Source organism: Dokdonia sp. Dokd-P16 (assembly GCF_003095655.1).
Classification (GTDB): Bacteria; Bacteroidota; Bacteroidia; order Flavobacteriales; family Flavobacteriaceae; genus Dokdonia.
This window is the reverse complement of the sequence record NZ_CP029151.1, coordinates 2,260,229-2,279,840: the sequence shown is the minus strand read 5'-3', so window position 1 is coordinate 2,279,840 and position 19,612 is coordinate 2,260,229. Positions and strand designations below refer to the sequence as shown.

The window sequence follows — 19,612 nt, the reverse complement described above, 5'->3', positions numbered from 1 at the left end:
CTTATTTTTTAATTTTGAAATAAAATGTACTACCTACATTTAATTGAGAGTCTACCCATATTGAGCCATCGTGAAGTTTTACAATCTTCTCACAGTGTGCAAGACCAACACCAGTTCCTTCATATTTATGCTGGGTTGATGCTCGACCAAAAATTTTAAAAACCTGATCAAGATCTTCTTCTGCTATACCTATACCATTGTCATTGATCACAAAAGTCCAGTACCCCTCATCTTCAAAAGATGAAATACGCACTACAGGACTTACATCTGGCTTTGAATATTTAAGTGAGTTACCTATTAAGTTCTGGAACAATAATCTCAGCTCCGTATTATACGCTTGGATAGTAGGCATTTTACTAAGGTGTATTTTACCTCCGCACTCTCTCAGCCTTTTACCGAGATCGTATTTTACGATTTCTAGTAATTCTTGAACATCTACTTCAGTACGCTCTAGTTCCTGCCCTATGCGGCTATGTTCTAGAAGTCCTTTGATTTGGTTTGCCATTCTACCTGCTGCACCATAAATGTAACCCAAGTATTCGGCAGCCTTAGGGTCTAGATCATCTCCAAATTTCTTAAGAATAACATCACTACTAAAACGTATCGTGCCCAAAGGTTCTTGTAAATCATGTGAACATATAGATACAAACTGTTCTAGGTCTGTATTAATGCGTTGTAACTCTTCATTCTTATCATACATTAACTGCTGTGCACGCTGCAGATCTGATATGTTTATTAAGGTGGAACGCGAGTACGAGTTACCTTCTTCTGGGATCACCAGCTCAGAATTAAGTATAATAGGAATCTCGTTACCTTCTGTATCTACAAGGATCATTTGCTCACCTTCTATCACTCCAGTTTTTTGAATCTCATCTAGAAGCCCGAGGCCTTTAGCCTTAGAAGCATCTGTGTAGAAATCAAATATACGCCTACCTATAACCTCACTTCTAGAGTTTAAGCCAAGAGTGTCAATAAAAATTTTATTACACTCTACAATACGACCTGTGGAAGGGTCTACACTAACGTGCATCACTGGATCATTTTCATAAAAATCCTTAAACTTCTGCTGACTTTCTTTTAATTTCTTTTGTGAATCCACGGTTTTTGTAATGTCTACAAAGGTGATTACAGATCCTTCTATTTTATTAGTCCCTGTATAGAAAGGAGAAATACGTCTTATGTAAGATTTTCCGTTTTTATTATTTATTTGCGTTTCATTTACCTCACCTGTACTCATCACTGTCTCTATCTTACTTCTAAGTGACGATTTTTTTCCTGTCCCTAACTGGGTTAAGAAGTGATCTATAGGTCTCCCTACATCTTGCTTCATCAACTTGAAATGTTCTTGTATGGAAGGTGTGAATTTTCTAATTGTAAGTTGCCTATCTAGAAAGATCGTGGCTATCTGAGTACTATTAAGGATGTTGTCCATATCTGCATTAAGCAATGCGAGATCGTCCATTTTTTCAATATGCTCGACATTTACAGTATGCAATTCTTCATTTACACTCTGCAACTCCTCGTTTGTGCTCTGCAATTCTTCATTTGAGGCAAGCAACTCTTCGTTAAGCGTTTGTAGTTCTTCATTACTAGTCTCTGCATCTTCTAGCGCTTTTTTAAGCTCTCCCCTTGTTTCTTCTATCTCGTCTATGAGGTCTTTAATGCGCTCGTCTGGAGCTACTGCAAGATTCATTGTACCTCGTGCTACGGCTGAGTCTGGATTTAATTCCTTTTCAATAAAGGTGACTACGTAGTTACAGTCACTCGTGTTGTTTTGGAAAACAGGCTTTACCAATACATTAACAACAGTATCGGCACCTGCCTTTGGGGTAATCACATCGTTGTAAATAAAGTCTTTTTTAGAACGCTTTGCTTTTCTCGCAGCCGAATTTACTGCGGTTTTTAAATTATCAGGAAGCATCTTTAGTAAGTCTAAAGAAAAACCGCTTTCTGGTAATTGTGCATACTTAGAAAAAGAACCTAAGGCATCAAGTACCTTAAAATCTGCATCGACATATACGCTAGCAGTATCAAATTGAGACAAAAGCACATTGCTTATACTCATTTTAATATCACTGGTAAATGTTTCTTTCTTTTGAGTTACAGTTTTTTTATGCTTTCGCGAAAGCATAAAATTACTCTTATCAGCATTCGAAGTAAGTAACTCACTATGCAATCTCTCTGATGGGTGTATATTCTTAAAGATCTTAAGTTTCCCATTGATTGTCTCAAAGGAGTTACGCAGTGCAGTTATAGACTCACTTGAACCCAAAAACAAAAATCCATTGAGCTTTAATGCGTAGTGTAATGTATGCAATACGGCTGTTTGCACCTCTGGCTTTAAGTAAATCAAAAGATTACGACATGAGACCATATCCATATTCTTAAATGGAGGATCTTTTAAAATATCATGATTAGAGAAAATAATCTTCTTTCTAAGATCTTTAGTAACCTTATACTCTTCCCCATCTTTAACAAAGTACTTCTGTAATTTACTAGGAGAAACACTCTGAACGATGGTATTACTAAAAACTCCTTGAGATGCAAGTGCTATGTGCTCTTCAGAAATATCTGTAGCAAATATTTTGAGCTTTACATCCTTTTCCTGACGATCTATTTCTTCTTGAAAAAGCATCGCCATTGAGTATGCCTCTTCTCCCGTAGAGCAAGCTACATCCCAAACTTTTATAGTATCTCCATCCCTTTTATTTCTTACAATACCTGGTATGGTCTCCGCTTCTAGTAAATTCCACGCATTTGTGTCTCTAAAAAATTTTGTAACACCTATTAAAAACTCCTTATATAACACAGAAACCTCTTCTGGATGAATTTTGAGATATGCTATATATTGATCAAAACTACCCATTTTAAGGTTTTGCATACGCCTTTCTGTTCGTCTCAGAATTGTAGGACGCTTATAGTAATTGAAATTTATATTTGTATTAGTATGAAGGATATTTAAAATGGAACGCAAACGTTCATTATCTTCTGTAGAAATATCATCCTTAAAATTAAACGCGTCCTCATTATTAAAATAGCGATGTATTTCATCTATCATTTCTCCAGCAGGCACAATATAGTCTACATCACCACTATTTATAGCGCTTGTAGGCATCCCATCAAAGCTAGCCTCATCTGGTTGTTGTACAAGTACGACTCCTCCATGTTCTTTGATAGCTTGCACGCCTTTTGTACCATCACTACCTGTACCACTCAATATAACGCCTACGGCTTCCTTTCCATAAGCTTCTGCAAGGGAACTCATGAATAAATCTATAGGAAGATTGAGCGTTTTGGCTACTGGTTTGTCTAATAATATGAGGTGCCCATTTTCAATAATAAGATTCATTGAAGGAGGTATCACATAGATATGACTTCTCTTTATTTCAGAGTCATTAGTAACCGCAACAATAGGAACATTTGTTTTTTTAGACAGCAATTCGGCCATGAGACTTTTATGGTCTGGAGACAAGTGCTGTATAATTATATAACTGTAATCGTAATTTTCTACTACATTATTAAAAAAAGCATTAAGTGCCTCTAGGCCGCCAGCACTGGCTCCTACAGCTATAATAATATGCTTGTTATTTTGTGCGTTTCTCAAAAAAGTAGGGGTTTAAAACTAAAAAAATTACTAAAAAAAGTAATCGAAAGTATGCTTAGTATCTCAAATTAAGTTTTGTTTAATAAATTTACGATTAAATTTTAACATTTTGTTTATGTTAAATGAAAATCAAAAGAAATCCTTAATTTTTTGATTAAAAGTGTTTAATATTTGTTCAATACAGCACGTTCTAGTCTAATTATATAAATGAAAAGGCTAAAAGTCAAATTAGTAACTGCAAGTACTAGATACGTCTAGTAACGCCTAGATTGAGAAATATATAAGTCCTTCATATTGCTCATTACACTTGGAAATTCTTTCAGATCTTCTTACTTCTTCGGCAAGTAATTTGGTAACAGGATTTTCACATTAAGATAGTAGCATTGCATGAAATAGTGGTAAATACTAATCACCATTTGCGATGTATGAGATCATAGAAATCGTTCTAATGCAACTATAAAATGTTAGAATTTAAATGCTTTCGCGAAAGCATAAATGATCTAATGCGTATTTCTCCTGACACGAAAAAACAAACCTAATCTAAGCAATGATTAGTCATATTAAAATACAAAACCCGCTCAGCGTTGCTGAACGGGTTTTAAACATTATTAAAGCTTTTGTTTCTTAAAAGATTAAAAAACTCAAACTATATACTAGTTGTAATTTACTTCTTGCTTTTCAGTCATCATATTCTCAAGATCTTCTTTGCTTCCTACGAGTATATTATCGTAACGACGCATTCCCGTTCCTGCTGGAATTTTATGACCTACAATTACATTCTCCTTGAGACCTTCTAAGTGATCAATCTTACCGCTTACAGCAGCTTCGTTTAATACTTTTGTTGTCTCTTGGAATGATGCTGCAGAGATAAATGACTTAGTCTGTAGCGATGCTCTTGTAATACCTTGAAGGATAGGAGAAGCTGTAGCTGGACTTACATCACGAGCTGTAACTTGATTCTTATCTTCTCTTCTAAGTAAAGAGTTTTCATCGCGAAGCTCACGTGGTGAAACGAGTTGACCTGGTTTAAGGCTCTCAGATTCTCCTGCGTCTTCTACGACTTTCATACCGTACATTGCATCATTTTCTTCAATGAAGTCTGCTTTGTGTACCAATTGATTCTCTAGGAAGATAGTATCTCCTGGATCTTGTATACGTACTTTACGCATCATCTGGCGCACAACAACTTCAAAGTGCTTATCGTTAATCTTCACCCCTTGTAGACGATATACTTCTTGTACTTCGTTTACTAGGTACTGCTGTACTGCAGACGGCCCTTTGATATTAAGAATATCATTAGGTGTTACAGATCCATCAGAAAGTGGCATACCTGCGCGTACATAATCATTTTCTTGAACAAGAATCTGATTAGATAACTTCACTAAGTACTTCTTGATTTCTCCAAGCTTAGACTCTACGATTATCTCACGGTTACCACGTTTGATTTTACCGAATGAAACCACACCGTCTATCTCAGATACTACTGCCGGGTTAGATGGGTTACGTGCTTCAAACAGTTCAGTTACACGTGGAAGACCCCCTGTAATATCGCCAGCCTTTGCAGACCTACGAGGTATTTTTACAAGAATCTTACCTTCTTTTATTTTGTCTCCATCATCAATCATAAGGTGAGCTCCTACTGGTAAGTTGTAAGAACGTAGCGCGTTTCCTTTGCTATCCTCAATAATCAATGTTGGTATCTTCTTCTTATCTCTAGATTCAGATATTACTTTTTCTTGGAAACCTGTTTGCTCATCTGTTTCTACACGGTATGTAATACCTTGCTCAATAGACTCAAACTTAATTTTTCCAGCAAATTCTGAGATAACTACACCGTTAAATGGATCCCACTTACAGATTACATCTCCAGCTTTCACTTTATCACCAGAGCTGGCAAATATTTGTGAACCGTAAGGAATTGTATTTGTACTTAATGTGATACCCGTCTTTGGATCAGATACTTTTGCTTCAGATGTACGAGAGATTACGATTTGAACATCGTTTCCTTCGTTATCTTGTCCAGTTACAGTCTTAAGATCTTCGATTTCAAGTAGTCCAGGGAATTTAGCTGTTACACTAGAATCCTCAGACACGCCTCCTGCTACCCCTCCTACGTGGAACGTACGAAGTGTAAGCTGTGTACCTGGTTCTCCAATAGATTGTGCTGCTACTACTCCTACAGCTTCACCCATTTGCACCGTTTTATTGGTTGCTAGGTTACGACCGTAACATTTCACACAAATTCCTTTCTTAGCCTCACAAGTAAGCGCAGAACGAACCTCTACAGTTTCTATTGGTGCAGCACCTATAAGATCTGCTATATCTTCGTCTATCTCTGCCCCAGCTTCAACTATCACTTCATTAGTAAGTGGGTTGATAACATCGTTAAGAGATGTACGACCTATTATACGTGCACTTAGAGATTCAATAACCTCTTCGTTTTTCTTAAGAGCTCCTACTTCTACTCCTCGTAACGTACCACAGTCTGTGCTATTAATAATAACATCTTGTGATACATCTACTAGACGACGTGTTAAGTAACCTGCATCTGCCGTTTTAAGAGCGGTATCTGCAAGACCTTTACGTGCACCGTGCGTAGAGATAAAGTACTCAAGAATTGAAAGACCTTCCTTAAAGTTAGAAAGAATAGGGTTTTCAATAATAGCACCACCTCCATCGTTAGATTTTTTAGGTTTTGCCATAAGACCACGCATACCAGTAAGCTGACGAATCTGCTCCTTAGATCCACGTGCTCCAGAGTCAAGCATCATATACACCGAGTTAAACCCTTGTTGATCCTCACGGATACGCTTCATAGAAAGCTCCGTAAGAGTCGCGTTTGTTGATGTCCAAACATCAATAACTTGGTTATAACGCTCTGTGTTAGTAATAAGACCCATGTTATAAGATCCAGTAATACCTTCAACTTGCTCGTTTGCTTCATCAATCATAGCATGCTTCTCTGCAGGGATAATAATATCTCCAAGAGAGAATGATAGTCCACCGCGGAATGCAAATCCATAACCCATCGTTTTGATACGGTCAAGGAAATCTGCTGTTACAGGTACACTAGTCACTTTAAGAATACCACCAATAATATCACGAAGAGACTTTTTAGTCAGTACTTCGTTAATATATCCAGCAGCTTCTGGCACAGCTTCGTTAAAGAGAACACGACCTACCGTCGTCTCCATAACCTTGTAAACAAGCTCTTTATTTTCATTAAAATCCTTAGCACGGATCTTAATAATAGCATTAATATCTACACGCTTTTCATTGTAGGCAATATTTACCTCTTCTGCAGAGTAGAAAGTGATTCCTTCTCCTTTTACGTGAAATTCTGGAGTCGATTTTCTGGCCTTTGTCATATAGTAAAGACCTAATACCATATCCTGAGAAGGTACTGCTACTGGAGCACCGTTTGCAGGGTTTAAGATATTATGAGAAGCAAGCATTAATAGCTGCGCCTCAAGTATCGCTTCAGGTCCCAATGGTAAGTGTACTGCCATCTGGTCACCGTCAAAATCGGCGTTAAATGCTGTACATACTAATGGGTGTAACTGTATTGCTTTACCTTCAATAAGTTTAGGCTGGAATGCCTGTATACCTAGACGGTGAAGCGTAGGAGCACGGTTAAGGAGGATAGGATGTCCTTTAAGAACATTCTCTAAAATATCCCAAACCACTGGCTCTTTTTTATCTATTATTTTCTTTGCAGATTTTACTGTCTTTACAATCCCACGCTCAATAAGCTTACGGATTACAAATGGCTTATAAAGCTCTGCAGCCATTCCTTTAGGAATACCACATTCAAACAATTTAAGCTCAGGTCCAACAACAATTACAGAACGTGCTGAATAATCCACACGCTTACCAAGTAAGTTTTGACGGAAACGTCCTTGCTTACCTTTTAAAGAATCAGAAAGAGACTTTAATGGTCTGTTAGAATCTGTTTTTACTGCAGATGACTTACGAGTGTTATCAAAAAGTGAATCTACAGATTCCTGTAGCATACGCTTCTCGTTACGTAAAATTACCTCAGGAGCCTTGATTTCCATCAATCTCTTAAGACGGTTGTTACGTATGATTACACGACGGTAAAGGTCATTTAAATCTGATGTTGCAAAGCGACCTCCATCTAGTGGTACTAGTGGACGTAATTCTGGTGGAATTACAGGTACAACCTTCATAATCATCCACTCAGGTTGATTCTCACGATTCTTGTTAGAATCACGAAGTGCTTCTACAACCTGAAGACGTTTAAGCGCTTCCGTTTTACGTTGTTTAGACGTCTCATTATTTGCCTTGTGACGTAACTCATAAGAAAGCTCATCAAGATCAATTCTTTTAAGAAGGTCGATCAAACATTCAGCACCCATTTTGGCGATAAATTTGTTTGGATCTTCGTCATCAAGATATAGGTTTTCTTGAGGAAGACTATCAAGTATGTTTAAATACTCCTCTTCTGTTAAGAAATCCATCTTGTTAAGCTCCTCACCCTCTTCACTCTTTGCAATACCTGGTTGTATAACCACGTAACGCTCGTAGTAAATGATCATATCTAATTTCTTAGATGGAAGACCAAGTAAGTAACCTATTTTGTTAGGTAACGATCTAAAGTACCAAATGTGTGCAACAGGAACCACAAGATTAATGTGCCCTACGCGATCACGACGTACTTTCTTTTCTGTTACTTCAACACCACAACGATCACATACGATCCCCTTGTAGCGTATTCTTTTATATTTACCACAAGCACACTCATAGTCCTTTACAGGACCAAAAATACGCTCACAGAACAACCCGTCACGCTCTGGCTTGTGCGTACGGTAGTTTATTGTTTCCGGCTTTAAAACTTCTCCTCTTGATGCCCCTAGAATAGATTCTGGAGACGCAAGACCGATCGAGATAGCATTAAACTTCGGCTGTTGTACATTATCATTATTTCTTGCCATAATTCTGTATATGTCGAATTAATTATTGTTGTGAATGGTTATTGTTACGCTTTCGCGAAAGCGGAACCTCAAAAGACTCCGCTTTCCAAAAACCATTTACTTATTCTCTAGACGAATGTCTAGTCCCAGTCCTTTAAGCTCATGCATTAATACGTTGAAAGATTCAGGAAGTCCCGGCTCTGGCATAGGCTCTCCTTTTACAATACTTTCATACGTCTTAGCACGACCAATCACGTCATCAGATTTTACAGTTAAGATCTCACGCAATGTTGCCGAAGCTCCATATGCCTCAAGAGCCCAAACCTCCATCTCACCAAAACGTTGACCTCCAAACTGCGCCTTACCTCCAAGAGGTTGTTGCGTAATAAGAAAGTATGGTCCGATAGAACGCGCGTGCATCTTATCATCTACCATGTGTCCTAGTTTAAGCATGTAGATAACTCCTACTGTTGCTGGTTGATCAAAACGATCTCCCGTACCTCCATCATATAAATAAGTATGTCCAAAACGTGGAATACCTGCCTCATCAGTAAGTGCATTAATCTGATCTAGTGTAGCTCCATCAAAAATAGGCGTCGCATACGTTCTTCCTAATTTTTGACCAGCCCATCCTAGTACCGTTTCATAAATCTGCCCGATGTTCATACGAGATGGTACACCAAGTGGGTTAAGAACGATATCTACTGGAGTTCCATCCTCAAGGAATGGCATATCCTCTTGACGAACGATACGAGCAACAATACCTTTGTTACCATGACGTCCTGCCATTTTATCACCTACTTTAAGCTTACGTTTTTTGGCAATGTACACTTTTGCAAGTTTGATGATACCAGCTGGTAATTCATCTCCTACAGAAATTGTAAATTTCTCACGACGTAAGTTTCCTTGTAGATCGTTTTCTTTAATCTTATAGTTGTGTAATAAATCTGCTATAAGCGTGTTAGTCTTGTCATCTGTAGTCCAAGTACCTTGTGTAAGGTGCGTGTAATCTTCTACAGAGTTAAGCATTTTAAGAGTGAATTTCTTTCCTTTAGGAAGAACTTCCTCACCTAGATCATTCATAACACCTTGTGCAGTTTTACCATTTACTAGCTTAAATAATTTTTCAATTACTACAGCTTGTAAATCGTCAAACTTATCGTCATACTCATTTTCAAGAACAGCGATATCTTCTTTATCCTTTGCACGCTTGCGCTTATCTTTTATTGCTCTTGCAAACAATTTCTTATTGATAACCACACCATGTAAAGAAGGAGAAGCTTTAAGAGAAGCATCTTTTACATCACCAGCTTTGTCTCCAAAGATTGCACGTAAAAGTTTTTCTTCTGGAGTAGGATCAGATTCTCCTTTTGGAGTAATCTTACCTATTAATATATCTCCAGGTTTTACTTCTGCTCCTATACGGATCATCCCGTGCTCATCAAGATCCTTAGTAGCTTCCTCAGAAACGTTAGGGATATCATTAGTAAGCTCTTCGTTTCCTAACTTAGTATCACGCACATCAAGAGAATACTCATCAATGTGAATAGAAGTAAAGATATCATCACGTACTACCTTTTCAGATATTACGATTGCATCCTCAAAGTTATATCCTTTCCAAGGCATGAAGGCAACCTTCATGTTACGTCCTAGTGCAAGCTCCCCTTTCTCGGTAGCATACCCTTGACATAATACTTGACCCTTTTCTACTCTATCACCTACTTTTACAATAGGTTTCAAGTTGATATTTGTTCCTTGGTTCGTTTTACGGAACTTAATAAGGTTATATGATTTAGAATCTTCGTCAAAGCTAACTAAACGCTCATCTTCAGTACGATCATACTTGATAGTAATCATGTTTGCATCTACATACTCAACAGTACCCGCACCTTCTGCGTTAATAAGTACTCTAGAATCTGTAGCTACTTGACGTTCCAGACCTGTTCCCACGATAGGCGCATCTGCCATAATAAGTGGTACTGCCTGGCGCATCATGTTTGATCCCATCAGTGCACGGTTTGCATCATCATGCTCCAAGAATGGAATAAGAGATGCAGATATAGATGCAATCTGGTTAGGAGAGACATCTGCATAGTGTACGGTATCAGGATCTACAACAGGAAAATCTCCTTCCATACGTGCAATTACTTTTTCTTCAGTAATTGCCCCGTTATCATCCATCGGGTTGTTTGCTTGTGCAATTAACATCCCTTCCTCCTCCTCTGCACTTAAATAAAGTGGTTCAGATTTTAGATCGATTTTACCGTTTTCTACTTTTCTATATGGAGTCTCAATGAATCCCATGTTATTCACCTTTGCATATACTGCAAGAGATGAGATAAGACCAATGTTTGGTCCCTCTGGTGTTTCAATTGGACATAGTCTTCCGTAGTGTGTATAGTGAACATCACGTACCTCAAATCCAGCACGCTCACGAGATAGACCTCCAGGTCCAAGAGCAGAAAGACGACGCTTGTGCGTTATCTCTGCAAGAGGGTTGGTTTGATCCATAAATTGTGATAACTGGTTTGTTCCAAAGAAAGAATTAATAACAGAAGACAATGTCTTTGCATTAATCAAGTCAATAGGAGTAAAAACTTCATTATCACGAACGTTCATACGCTCACGAATAGTACGAGCCATACGTGCAAGACCTACACCAAATTGTGCAGATAATTGCTCACCAACGGTACGTACACGACGGTTTGATAAGTGATCAATATCATCAATCTCTGCTTTTGCATTGATCAACTCAATTAAATACTTAATAATGGTAATAATATCAAGCTTAGTAAGCACTTGCTTATCCATCTCAATATCAAGACCTAGTTTTTTATTCATTCTATAACGACCTACTTCACCTAAGTTGTAACGTTGGTCTGAGAAGAATAATTTGTCAATAATACCACGTGCTGTTTCCTCATCTGGCGGCTCAGCATTACGTAGTTGTCTATAAATATGTTCAACAGCCTCTTTTTCTGAGTTTGTTGGATCCTTTTGTAGTGTATTATGGATAATCGCATAATCTGCTTGCTGATTATCTTCTTTATGAAGTAATACAGTCTTAGCTCCAGCTTCAAGAATTTCTTCTACATGCTCTTTTTCTAATACAGTATCACGGTCAAGCACAATCTCGTTACGCTCGATAGAAACTACTTCACCAGTATCTTCATCTACGAAGTCTTCATGCCATGTGTTAAGAACACGAGCAGCAAGCTTACGACCTAAATATTTTTTTAATCCTGTTTTAGAAACTTTTACTTCTTCTGCAAGGTCAAAGATCTCAAGGATATCCTTATCTCTTTCAAAACCGATTGCACGGAAAAGTGTAGTAACAGGTAATTTCTTTTTACGATCGATATATGCGTACATAACGCTATTAATATCTGTCGCAAATTCTATCCAAGACCCTTTAAAAGGAATTACTCGGGCAGAATATAATTTTGTTCCATTTGCGTGGAACGATTGTCCAAAGAAAACTCCAGGTGAACGGTGTAGTTGAGAAACAACAACACGCTCTGCGCCATTGATCACAAATGTTCCGCTAGGAGTCATGTATGGAATTGTACCCAGATATACATCTTGTACAATAGTTTCAAAATCCTCGTGCTCTTCGTCAGTACAGTATAATTTTAGACGTGCTTTTAAAGGCACACTATATGTAAGACCACGTTCAATACACTCTTGAATAGAGTACCTTGGTGGGTCAACGAAATAATCTAAAAACTCGAGTACAAAGTTGTTACGAGTATCTGTAATTGGGAAGTTCTCGAGAAAAGTATTATAAAGACCCTCATCACCTCTCTCATCAGACTTTGTTTCCAGTTGGAAAAAATCTTGGAAAGACTTTACTTGAATATCCAAAAAGTCTGGATAATCAGGTCTATTCTTTACCGATGAGAAACTGATTCTTTCTCCTTGTTTTGCATCTTGCATCATCAACGAACGGAATTTGATTAGAACTAAACTTGCCCCTTAGCAAGTTTAAATATGATTTATTATGTACGATTAAAATCAAATAAATATCGAGTTACAAAAAAGGTAACCATCTTATACGACAAATGGTTTAGGTATAATCGTACTCCCGAAGAAGTACAATTAACCTAAACCTTTATCTAGTTATTATGGTAAGCTTACTTAAGCTCAACCTCTGCACCAGCTTCTTCTAATTGAGCTTTAAGTGCTTCAGCTTCGTCTTTAGAAACACCTTCCTTGATAGGAGATGGTGCATTATCTACAAGCTCTTTTGCATCTTTAAGTCCAGCTCCAGTTAATTCTTTTACAAGTTTAACTACAGCAAGTTTAGAACCACCAGCAGCTTTAAGGATTACGTCAAATTCTGACTTTTCCTCAGCAGCTTCAGCTCCAGCTCCAGCTGGTCCAGCTACTACTGCAGCAGCAGCAGGCTCGATACCGTATTCATCTTTTAAAATAGTAGCTAACTCGTTTACTTCTTTTACTGTAAGGTTAACTAATTGTTCTGCGAAATCTTTTAAATCTGCCATTTTCTATCGTTTTTGAAAATTGTAATTGTTATATAATAAATAATAGTGCGTACTGCTTATCCTTCCTTTTCAGAAAGGGTTTTGATAATACCAGCAAGTTTCCCTCCACTTGACTTAAGAGCGCTAACAACGTTCTTAGCAGGTGATTGAAGCAATCCAACGATGTCTCCAATAAGTTCTTCTCTAGATTTGATATTTACCAGACTATCAAGTTGGTCATCTCCAACATAAATAGCTTCTTCAATAAATGCTCCTTTTAATAAAGGCTTGTCAGATTTCTTACGAAATTCCTTAATTACCTTAGCAGGTGCATTACCCGTCTCAGCAAACATGATTGCAGTGTTTCCTTTCAATACACTTGGAAGTTCTGCAAAATCCTTGTCTGATGCTTCCATTGCCTTTGAAAGCAATGTGTTTTTAACTACTGCTAGACTAACTCCTGCTTTAAAACATGCACGACGTAAATTAGAAGTCGTACCTGCGTCTAAACCAGATATATCTGCAAGATAAATATGTACATTATCCCCTAACTGCGCAGTTAAATCTTTAATTACTATTGATTTTTCTTCTCTTGTCATAATTTAAAATTTGAACTAGTCAGTAGCGAATCGCTTAGCATCTACCTCTACAGATGGGCTCATTGTACTTGACATAAAAATACTCTTTATGTAAACACCTTTTGCCGTAGTAGGTTTAAGCTTTACTAATGTTGTTATTAATTCTCTTGCGTTTCCTGCAATTTTCTCAGCATCAAAAGATGCTTTACCTACAGAAGCGTGAATGATACCAGTTTTATCAACCTTAAAGTCAATCTTACCTGCTTTTACATCAGATACTGCTTTTGCAATATCCATAGTAACTGTACCAGTCTTAGGGTTAGGCATTAAACCACGTGGTCCTAAGACACGTCCTAAAGGTCCTAATTTACCCATTACACTAGGCATAGTAATAATTACATCTACGTCTGTCCAACCACCTTTGATTTTCTCAAGGTACTCGTCTAGTCCTACGTAATCTGCACCAGCCTCTTGAGCCTCTGCAGCCTTGTCTGGAGTAACAAGTGCAAGCACTTTTACATCCTTACCAGTACCGTGAGGTAATGTAACCACTCCACGAACCATCTGGTTAGCTTTACGAGGATCAACATTAAGACGTACAGCAATATCTACAGAAGGATCAAAGTTTACGTTACTTACTTCTTTAATTAAAGCAGAAGCATCAGCAAGATTGTAGGTTTGACCCGCTTCAATCTTAGTCTGATTTTCTTTTTGCTTTTTTGTTAATTTTGCCATTTTAATTTTGTTTTAAGCTGTTAAGCTGGAGCATCTCCACCTTTAACCGTTATTCCCATTGAACGAGCTGTACCAGCCACCATCTTCATTGCACTATCAACTGTAAATGCATTTAAATCAGGCATCTTGTCCTCTGCAATTGCACGTACTTGATCCCAAGTAACTTTTGCAACCTTCTTACGGTTAGGCTCACCAGAACCACTTTTAACTTTAGCTGCTTCCAATAATTGAACTGCCGCTGGAGGAGTCTTGATTACAAAATCAAAAGACTTATCCTTATAAACAGTTATCGCAACAGGAAGCACTTTGCCAGCTTTATCTTGAGTTCTAGCATTAAACTGCTTACAGAACTCCATGATGTTTACACCGGCTGCACCTAAAGCAGGTCCTACTGGTGGAGAAGGATTTGCAGCCCCTCCACGTACTTGTAACTTAACAACCTTACTTACTTCTTTTGCCATTTCTAAAAATTTAAACAGACCTGTTCATAATGTGGAAGCATAGAACAAAATCTAAAATATATTAATGTAACAATTAATCTCTTATACTTTTTCCACTTGCATATAGCTAAGCTCTAACGGAGTCTTTCTTCCGAATATCTTCACCATCACCTCAAGCTTACGCTTTTCTTCATTCACTTTCTCCACCGTACCGTTAAATCCATTAAATGGACCATCAATCACCTTGATTGTCTCACCTATAGTAAATGGTATAGATATACTGTCTTGCTTTACAGCAAGCTCATCTACCTTACCTAACATACGATTAACTTCAGACTTGCGTAATGGAACAGGATCTCCACCTTTAACCTCACCAAGAAAACCAATTACACCATTAATAGACTTAATAATGTGAGGAATTTCTCCGCCAAGATTAGCTTTAACCATTATGTATCCCGGAAAATAAACGCGCTCTTTGTTAACCTTTTTACCATTACGGATTTGAATAACTTTTTCAGTAGGCACTAACACCTCCTCAATACTATCCTCAAGATTTAAACGAGAAATTTCTTGCTCGATATACGCCTTTACTTTATTCTCTTGACCACTAACGGCCCTTACCACATACCACTGTTTCGTGTTACTTGTCTTAGCCATCTTGCTTGAATTAATTTGTTCCAACTACTTTATCAAAATATAACTTAATCACATTACTAAAAACGGTATCAACACCCCAAATAGCTAATGAAAAAATTATAGAAAACACAGCAACCACTACCATTAGACGTTGCGCTTCTGGAAGCGGCGTCCACGTTACGTGGTTTCTAAGCTCATTATATGATTCTTGAACGTAATTAATTAATCCAGCCATAATAGTTATTTCTTTCTAAACAAACACCTAGCAAGCGCCAGGATGCTCTAATGTTTTCAAAATATAAATTAGCTCTAAAAAATAATCTTAAAGCTAATTTAAGTTGCACGGGATGAGAGACTCGAACTCACGACACCTGGTTTTGGAGACCAGTGCTCTACCAACTGAGCTAATCCCGTATACTTTAAGTTTTGAATCTCAAATTTCAAAAGAAATTATCGTTATTATTCATAAACTTAGGATTTCAACAAGCAACACTTTCGCGAAAGCTAAATAGAACCCCTCTTAACAAAAGTCAAGGCGTCTTGCAAAACAAGACACCTTTACTTTTTATTTATAGACTAGAATTAATCTAATATCTCAGTTACCTGACCAGCTCCTACAGTTCTACCACCTTCACGGACAGCAAAACGAAGACCTAAGCTAAGTGCGATAGGCTGGATAAGCTCAACAGTAATAGTTAAGTTATCTCCAGGCATAACCATCTCAACTCCATCAGGAAGCATAATGTTACCTGTTACATCAGTTGTACGTACGTAAAACTGTGGACGGTAGTTATTGTGGAATGGAGTGTGACGTCCACCTTCTTCTTTCTTAAGGATGTAAACCTCAGCTTTAAACTTAGCGTGTGGTGTTACTGATCCTGGCTTAACAATTACCATTCCTCTAGAAATCATTGACTTCTCAATACCTCTTAAAAGGATACCAGCGTTATCTCCAGCCTCACCTCTATCAAGGATCTGACGGAACATCTCAATACCAGTAATAGTAGATGTAAGTTTTTCTGCACCCATACCGATGATCTCAACAGGATCTCCAGTGTTTGCAATACCAGTTTCGATACGACCTGTAGCAACAGTTCCACGACCTGTAATAGAGAATACATCCTCTATAGGCATAAGGAAAGGCTTTTCAGTCTCACGTAATGGCTCTTCAATCCAAGCATCAACAGCAGCCATAAGCTCTAATACTGTATCAACCCATTTTTGCTCACCGTTTAATGCTCCAAGAGCAGAACCAGCAATTACAGGACCGTTATCTCCATCATACTCGTAGAAAGAAAGAAGATCTCTGATCTCCATCTCTACAAGTTCAAGTAATTCTTCATCATCAACCATATCCACTTTATTCATGAATACAACGATACGAGGAATACCTACCTGACGACCAAGAAGGATGTGCTCACGTGTTTGTGGCATTGGACCATCTGTAGCAGCAACAACAAGTATAGCACCGTCCATTTGAGCAGCACCAGTTACCATATTCTTTACATAATCGGCGTGACCTGGACAATCAACGTGTGCGTAGTGACGGTTTTCCGTAGCATACTCAACGTGTGAAGAGTTTATTGTTATACCTCTTTCTTTTTCCTCAGGAGCATTATCAATTTGATCAAAAGCAGAAGCTTCTGAATAACCCGCATCTGCCAATACTTTTGTAATCGCAGCTGTTAAAGTTGTTTTACCGTGATCTACGTGTCCGATAGTTCCAACATTTAAATGGGGTTTCGAACGATCGTATGTTTCCTTTGCCATAATGTAATTATTTAATCTTAGTTATTATTAGTGTACTAGTTTACTATTGATCGAGTACCTTCTCATTTAAACACGAAAAGTGAGTGCGACCAGCACTCATTGTTATTATTTCTTTTTTTTGAGCCAACGACGGGAATTGAACCCGTGGCCTCTTCCTTACCAAGGAAACGCTCTACCCCTGAGCTACGTCGGCGGATTTTTTTACGCTTTCGCGAAAGCTCAACACCTCAAAGGCATTTAGAGCGGGAGACCAGGTTCGAACTGGCGACATTCAGCTTGGAAGGCTGACGCTCTACCAACTGAGCTACTCCCGCGTTTATAACCTCACTAACAAAAGTGGTAATGAAATTAAAGGTGTGGGGAGAGCAGGATTCGAACCTGCGAAGTTAAAAACAACTGAGTTACAGTCAGTCCTCGTTGGCCGCTTGAGTATCTCCCCATTGTATTATCAAAATTCAGTGCGCAAAACTACGTATTAATTTTGAATAATAAAACAATATTTTAAAGAACTTTTTAACCTTTTTATTTTGGTCAAAAAAGAGCCGATGGAGGGACTCGAACCCACGACCTGCTGATTACAAATCAGCTGCTCTAGCCAGCTGAGCTACATCGGCTTTTTACTTACATATACTTCTCTAAAGGAGCATAAAAAAGTCCGCTATTTCTAACGGACTGCGAAGATAACTAATTTTTATACTTATCCAATTTTTTTTTGAAAAAAAATCAAAAAAATTAAGATCTAATTTTATCCTTTCTCTTTAAAAGCATCCTCTCCATAGACTGTACACACGTGTCTGTAGCCTCTTCAAAAGACTTTGCCATTTTCTTTACGATAAACTCATCCCCTGGAACACTGATTAATAGCTCCACAATTTTATTATCCGGCTTCACATTAGGCTCTAATTTTAAGAACACATCTGCGTGAATTATCTTATCATAAAAATGCTCAAGCTTTCCTACTTTTTTTTCAATGAATTCAATGAGTTTTACATCTGCATCAAATTTTGGCGCTTCTACAGTTACTTTCATAAAATTATATATTTTTAGTTCAAAACTCAAACACCTTACAATAGGTGCTTCCTTTAATTACTCAGATAATTACTTTTTATTGCGAGGATGCGCCTTAGAATAAACATCTTTGAGCGCCTGGACACTATTATGCGTATAAACTTGCGTAGATGCAAGACTTGCGTGACCCAACAACTCTTTTACAATATTTAAATCTGCACCCTGATTAAGTAAATGTGTTGCAAACGAGTGTCTCAATATATGCGGACTCGTTTTTAACTTATCTGACGTCTCACTAAAGTAACGATTAATTATCCTGTATACAAGGGTGCTATAAATTTTAGCACCTTTATTAGTCACCAACAGAGCATCTTCACCGCTACTAGCTACAGAAGACCTAACAGCTATATACCTATCATAGGTAACAACCACACTAGAAAGCAAAGGAACGATGCGCTCCTTATTACGTTTACCTATAATTTTTATAGTTTTTTGAACCACATCAATACTCCCCACAGTCAGATCCACTAGCTCAGCACGTCTCATTCCAGTTGCATACAGAAGCTCCACTATTAATAAGTCTCTTAACGCTGCAAAATCATCAGCTTCTTTTAGTCGATAAAACACATCACCTACTTCTACTTCAGAAAATGGAATTTGTAGTCGTTTTGGAGTTTTTAGTGATTTATGCTTCGCAAGTGGCGAAGCTTCTATCTCACCTATTTTAAGTAAGAATTTATAGTAAGCCTTTAGTGAAGATATCTTTCTATTGACCGTTCGGTTAGAAACGTCGTTATCTACAAGACTTACAATCCAAGATCGGATTTGCGCGTAATGAATATCTACTAGATTACTTTCATCAAAAGTTATTTTGGCGAAAGCCAAAAATTCAACCACATCTTTCTCATAAGCTACAACTGTATGCCTACTATAATTTTTCTCAAGACCGAGATAATCAAGAAAAGAGGTCAATGACATAAATAAGATAGATTATTAGAATTACTACAAACACCCTTTGCAACATATGTCTAAAATAAAAAACCGTTGCACTGTAAAGATAAACTTTACAACACAACGGTTTTATATGATTGAGAGAGGTTTAATCTCCCTGTTAATCCAGATCATGCTTTGCATGACAACGGATTAATAAATGCTAGATATTCTCTGCATCCCTCATCCCTTGGATGTACGATGCTTTTTGAATCTCACGTCTTCTTACTACAGAAGGCTTTGTAAACTGCTTGCGCTCTCTAAGATTACGCATAGTTTTTGTGCGATCAAATTTACGCTTAAAACGTTTAAGCGCTCTATCTATATTTTCTCCGTCTTTTACTGGTATAATTAACATAGTGGGACCTCCTTTCTTTAAGTTCTTATTCGGTTTTCAGGCTGCAAATATACGCTTTAAAAGTAACCCTACAAC

13 protein-coding genes and 5 tRNA genes are annotated in these 19,612 nt (G+C 37.7%); all 18 read right to left on the bottom strand.

Annotated elements, in window-relative coordinates; genetic code table 11:
* Position 1: 1 nt before the first annotated feature.
* Positions 2-3,604: a CheR family methyltransferase gene (locus DCS32_RS10295; RefSeq protein ID WP_108878177.1), complete on the bottom strand. Its 3,603-nt coding sequence runs from the start codon at positions 3,602-3,604 to the stop codon at positions 2-4.
* Between the two features lie 653 nt (positions 3,605-4,257).
* Positions 4,258-8,559, bottom strand: a complete 4,302-nt coding sequence (rpoC, locus tag DCS32_RS10290; RefSeq protein ID WP_108878176.1) for a DNA-directed RNA polymerase subunit beta' — start codon at positions 8,557-8,559, stop codon at positions 4,258-4,260.
* 96 nt (positions 8,560-8,655) lie between these two features.
* Entirely contained in the window at positions 8,656-12,477 is a 3,822-nt protein-coding gene (rpoB, locus tag DCS32_RS10285; protein ID WP_204161771.1) for a DNA-directed RNA polymerase subunit beta, read from the bottom strand.
* Positions 12,478-12,671: 194 nt separating this feature from the next.
* Positions 12,672-13,043, bottom strand: a complete 372-nt coding sequence (gene rplL, locus DCS32_RS10280; RefSeq protein ID WP_035334247.1) for a 50S ribosomal protein L7/L12 — start codon at positions 13,041-13,043, stop codon at positions 12,672-12,674.
* Positions 13,044-13,099: 56 nt separating this feature from the next.
* Positions 13,100-13,621, bottom strand: a complete 522-nt coding sequence (rplJ, locus tag DCS32_RS10275; protein ID WP_108878175.1) for a 50S ribosomal protein L10 — start codon at positions 13,619-13,621, stop codon at positions 13,100-13,102.
* A 15-nt stretch (positions 13,622-13,636) separates the two neighbouring features.
* Positions 13,637-14,335, bottom strand: coding sequence for a 50S ribosomal protein L1 (gene rplA / locus DCS32_RS10270; RefSeq protein ID WP_013749861.1), 699 nt, complete (start codon positions 14,333-14,335; stop codon positions 13,637-13,639).
* 20 nt (positions 14,336-14,355) lie between these two features.
* Positions 14,356-14,796 carry a 50S ribosomal protein L11 gene (gene rplK, locus DCS32_RS10265; RefSeq protein WP_035334250.1) on the bottom strand — a complete coding sequence of 147 codons (441 nt, stop codon included), beginning with the start codon at positions 14,794-14,796 and terminating at the stop codon, positions 14,356-14,358.
* Between the two features lie 81 nt (positions 14,797-14,877).
* Entirely contained in the window at positions 14,878-15,432 is a 555-nt protein-coding gene (gene nusG / locus DCS32_RS10260) for a transcription termination/antitermination protein NusG (RefSeq protein WP_013749863.1), read from the bottom strand.
* A 10-nt stretch (positions 15,433-15,442) separates the two neighbouring features.
* Positions 15,443-15,646, bottom strand: coding sequence for a preprotein translocase subunit SecE (gene secE / locus DCS32_RS10255; protein WP_013749864.1), 204 nt, complete (start codon positions 15,644-15,646; stop codon positions 15,443-15,445).
* A gap of 106 nt (positions 15,647-15,752) precedes the next feature.
* Positions 15,753-15,825 (bottom strand) — tRNA-Trp (locus DCS32_RS10250).
* A 168-nt stretch (positions 15,826-15,993) separates the two neighbouring features.
* Entirely contained in the window at positions 15,994-17,181 is a 1,188-nt protein-coding gene (tuf, locus tag DCS32_RS10245) for an elongation factor Tu (protein ID WP_108878174.1), read from the bottom strand.
* Positions 17,182-17,302: 121 nt separating this feature from the next.
* Positions 17,303-17,374: transfer RNA gene (locus DCS32_RS10240), tRNA-Thr, on the bottom strand.
* Between the two features lie 48 nt (positions 17,375-17,422).
* Positions 17,423-17,495, bottom strand: a tRNA-Gly gene (locus DCS32_RS10235).
* A gap of 43 nt (positions 17,496-17,538) precedes the next feature.
* Positions 17,539-17,620 (bottom strand) — tRNA-Tyr (locus DCS32_RS10230).
* A gap of 101 nt (positions 17,621-17,721) precedes the next feature.
* A tRNA-Thr gene (locus tag DCS32_RS10225) sits at positions 17,722-17,795 on the bottom strand.
* Between the two features lie 118 nt (positions 17,796-17,913).
* Positions 17,914-18,210, bottom strand: a complete 297-nt coding sequence (locus tag DCS32_RS10220; protein WP_108878173.1) for an HPF/RaiA family ribosome-associated protein — start codon at positions 18,208-18,210, stop codon at positions 17,914-17,916.
* A 69-nt stretch (positions 18,211-18,279) separates the two neighbouring features.
* Positions 18,280-19,167: a tyrosine-type recombinase/integrase gene (locus tag DCS32_RS10215; protein WP_108878172.1), complete on the bottom strand. Its 888-nt coding sequence runs from the start codon at positions 19,165-19,167 to the stop codon at positions 18,280-18,282.
* A gap of 175 nt (positions 19,168-19,342) precedes the next feature.
* Positions 19,343-19,537 (bottom strand): 30S ribosomal protein S21, encoded by a 195-nt coding sequence (gene rpsU, locus DCS32_RS10210; RefSeq protein WP_013749868.1) that lies wholly within the window; start codon positions 19,535-19,537, stop codon positions 19,343-19,345.
* Between the last annotated feature and the right edge of the window lie 75 nt (positions 19,538-19,612).

Bases quoted from the DNA above. Each gene is read 5' to 3' on its own strand.
- rplJ (WP_108878175.1), bottom strand. From the start codon at position 13,621: ATGACAAGAGAAGAAAAATCAATAGTAATTAAAGATTTAACTGCGCAG.
- rpoC (WP_108878176.1), bottom strand. From the start codon at position 8,559: ATGGCAAGAAATAATGATAATGTACAACAGCCGAAGTTTAATGCTATC.
- rplA (WP_013749861.1), bottom strand. From the start codon at position 14,335: ATGGCAAAATTAACAAAAAAGCAAAAAGAAAATCAGACTAAGATTGAA.
- DCS32_RS10215 (WP_108878172.1), bottom strand. From the start codon at position 19,167: ATGTCATTGACCTCTTTTCTTGATTATCTCGGTCTTGAGAAAAATTAT.
- nusG (WP_013749863.1), bottom strand. From the start codon at position 15,432: ATGGCTAAGACAAGTAACACGAAACAGTGGTATGTGGTAAGGGCCGTT.
- tuf (WP_108878174.1), bottom strand. From the start codon at position 17,181: ATGGCAAAGGAAACATACGATCGTTCGAAACCCCATTTAAATGTTGGA.
- rpoB (WP_204161771.1), bottom strand. From the start codon at position 12,477: ATGATGCAAGATGCAAAACAAGGAGAAAGAATCAGTTTCTCATCGGTA.
- rplK (WP_035334250.1), bottom strand. From the start codon at position 14,796: ATGGCAAAAGAAGTAAGTAAGGTTGTTAAGTTACAAGTACGTGGAGGG.
- rpsU (WP_013749868.1), bottom strand. From the start codon at position 19,537: ATGTTAATTATACCAGTAAAAGACGGAGAAAATATAGATAGAGCGCTT.
- rplL (WP_035334247.1), bottom strand. From the start codon at position 13,043: ATGGCAGATTTAAAAGATTTCGCAGAACAATTAGTTAACCTTACAGTA.
- secE (WP_013749864.1), bottom strand. From the start codon at position 15,646: ATGGCTGGATTAATTAATTACGTTCAAGAATCATATAATGAGCTTAGA.
- DCS32_RS10220 (WP_108878173.1), bottom strand. From the start codon at position 18,210: ATGAAAGTAACTGTAGAAGCGCCAAAATTTGATGCAGATGTAAAACTC.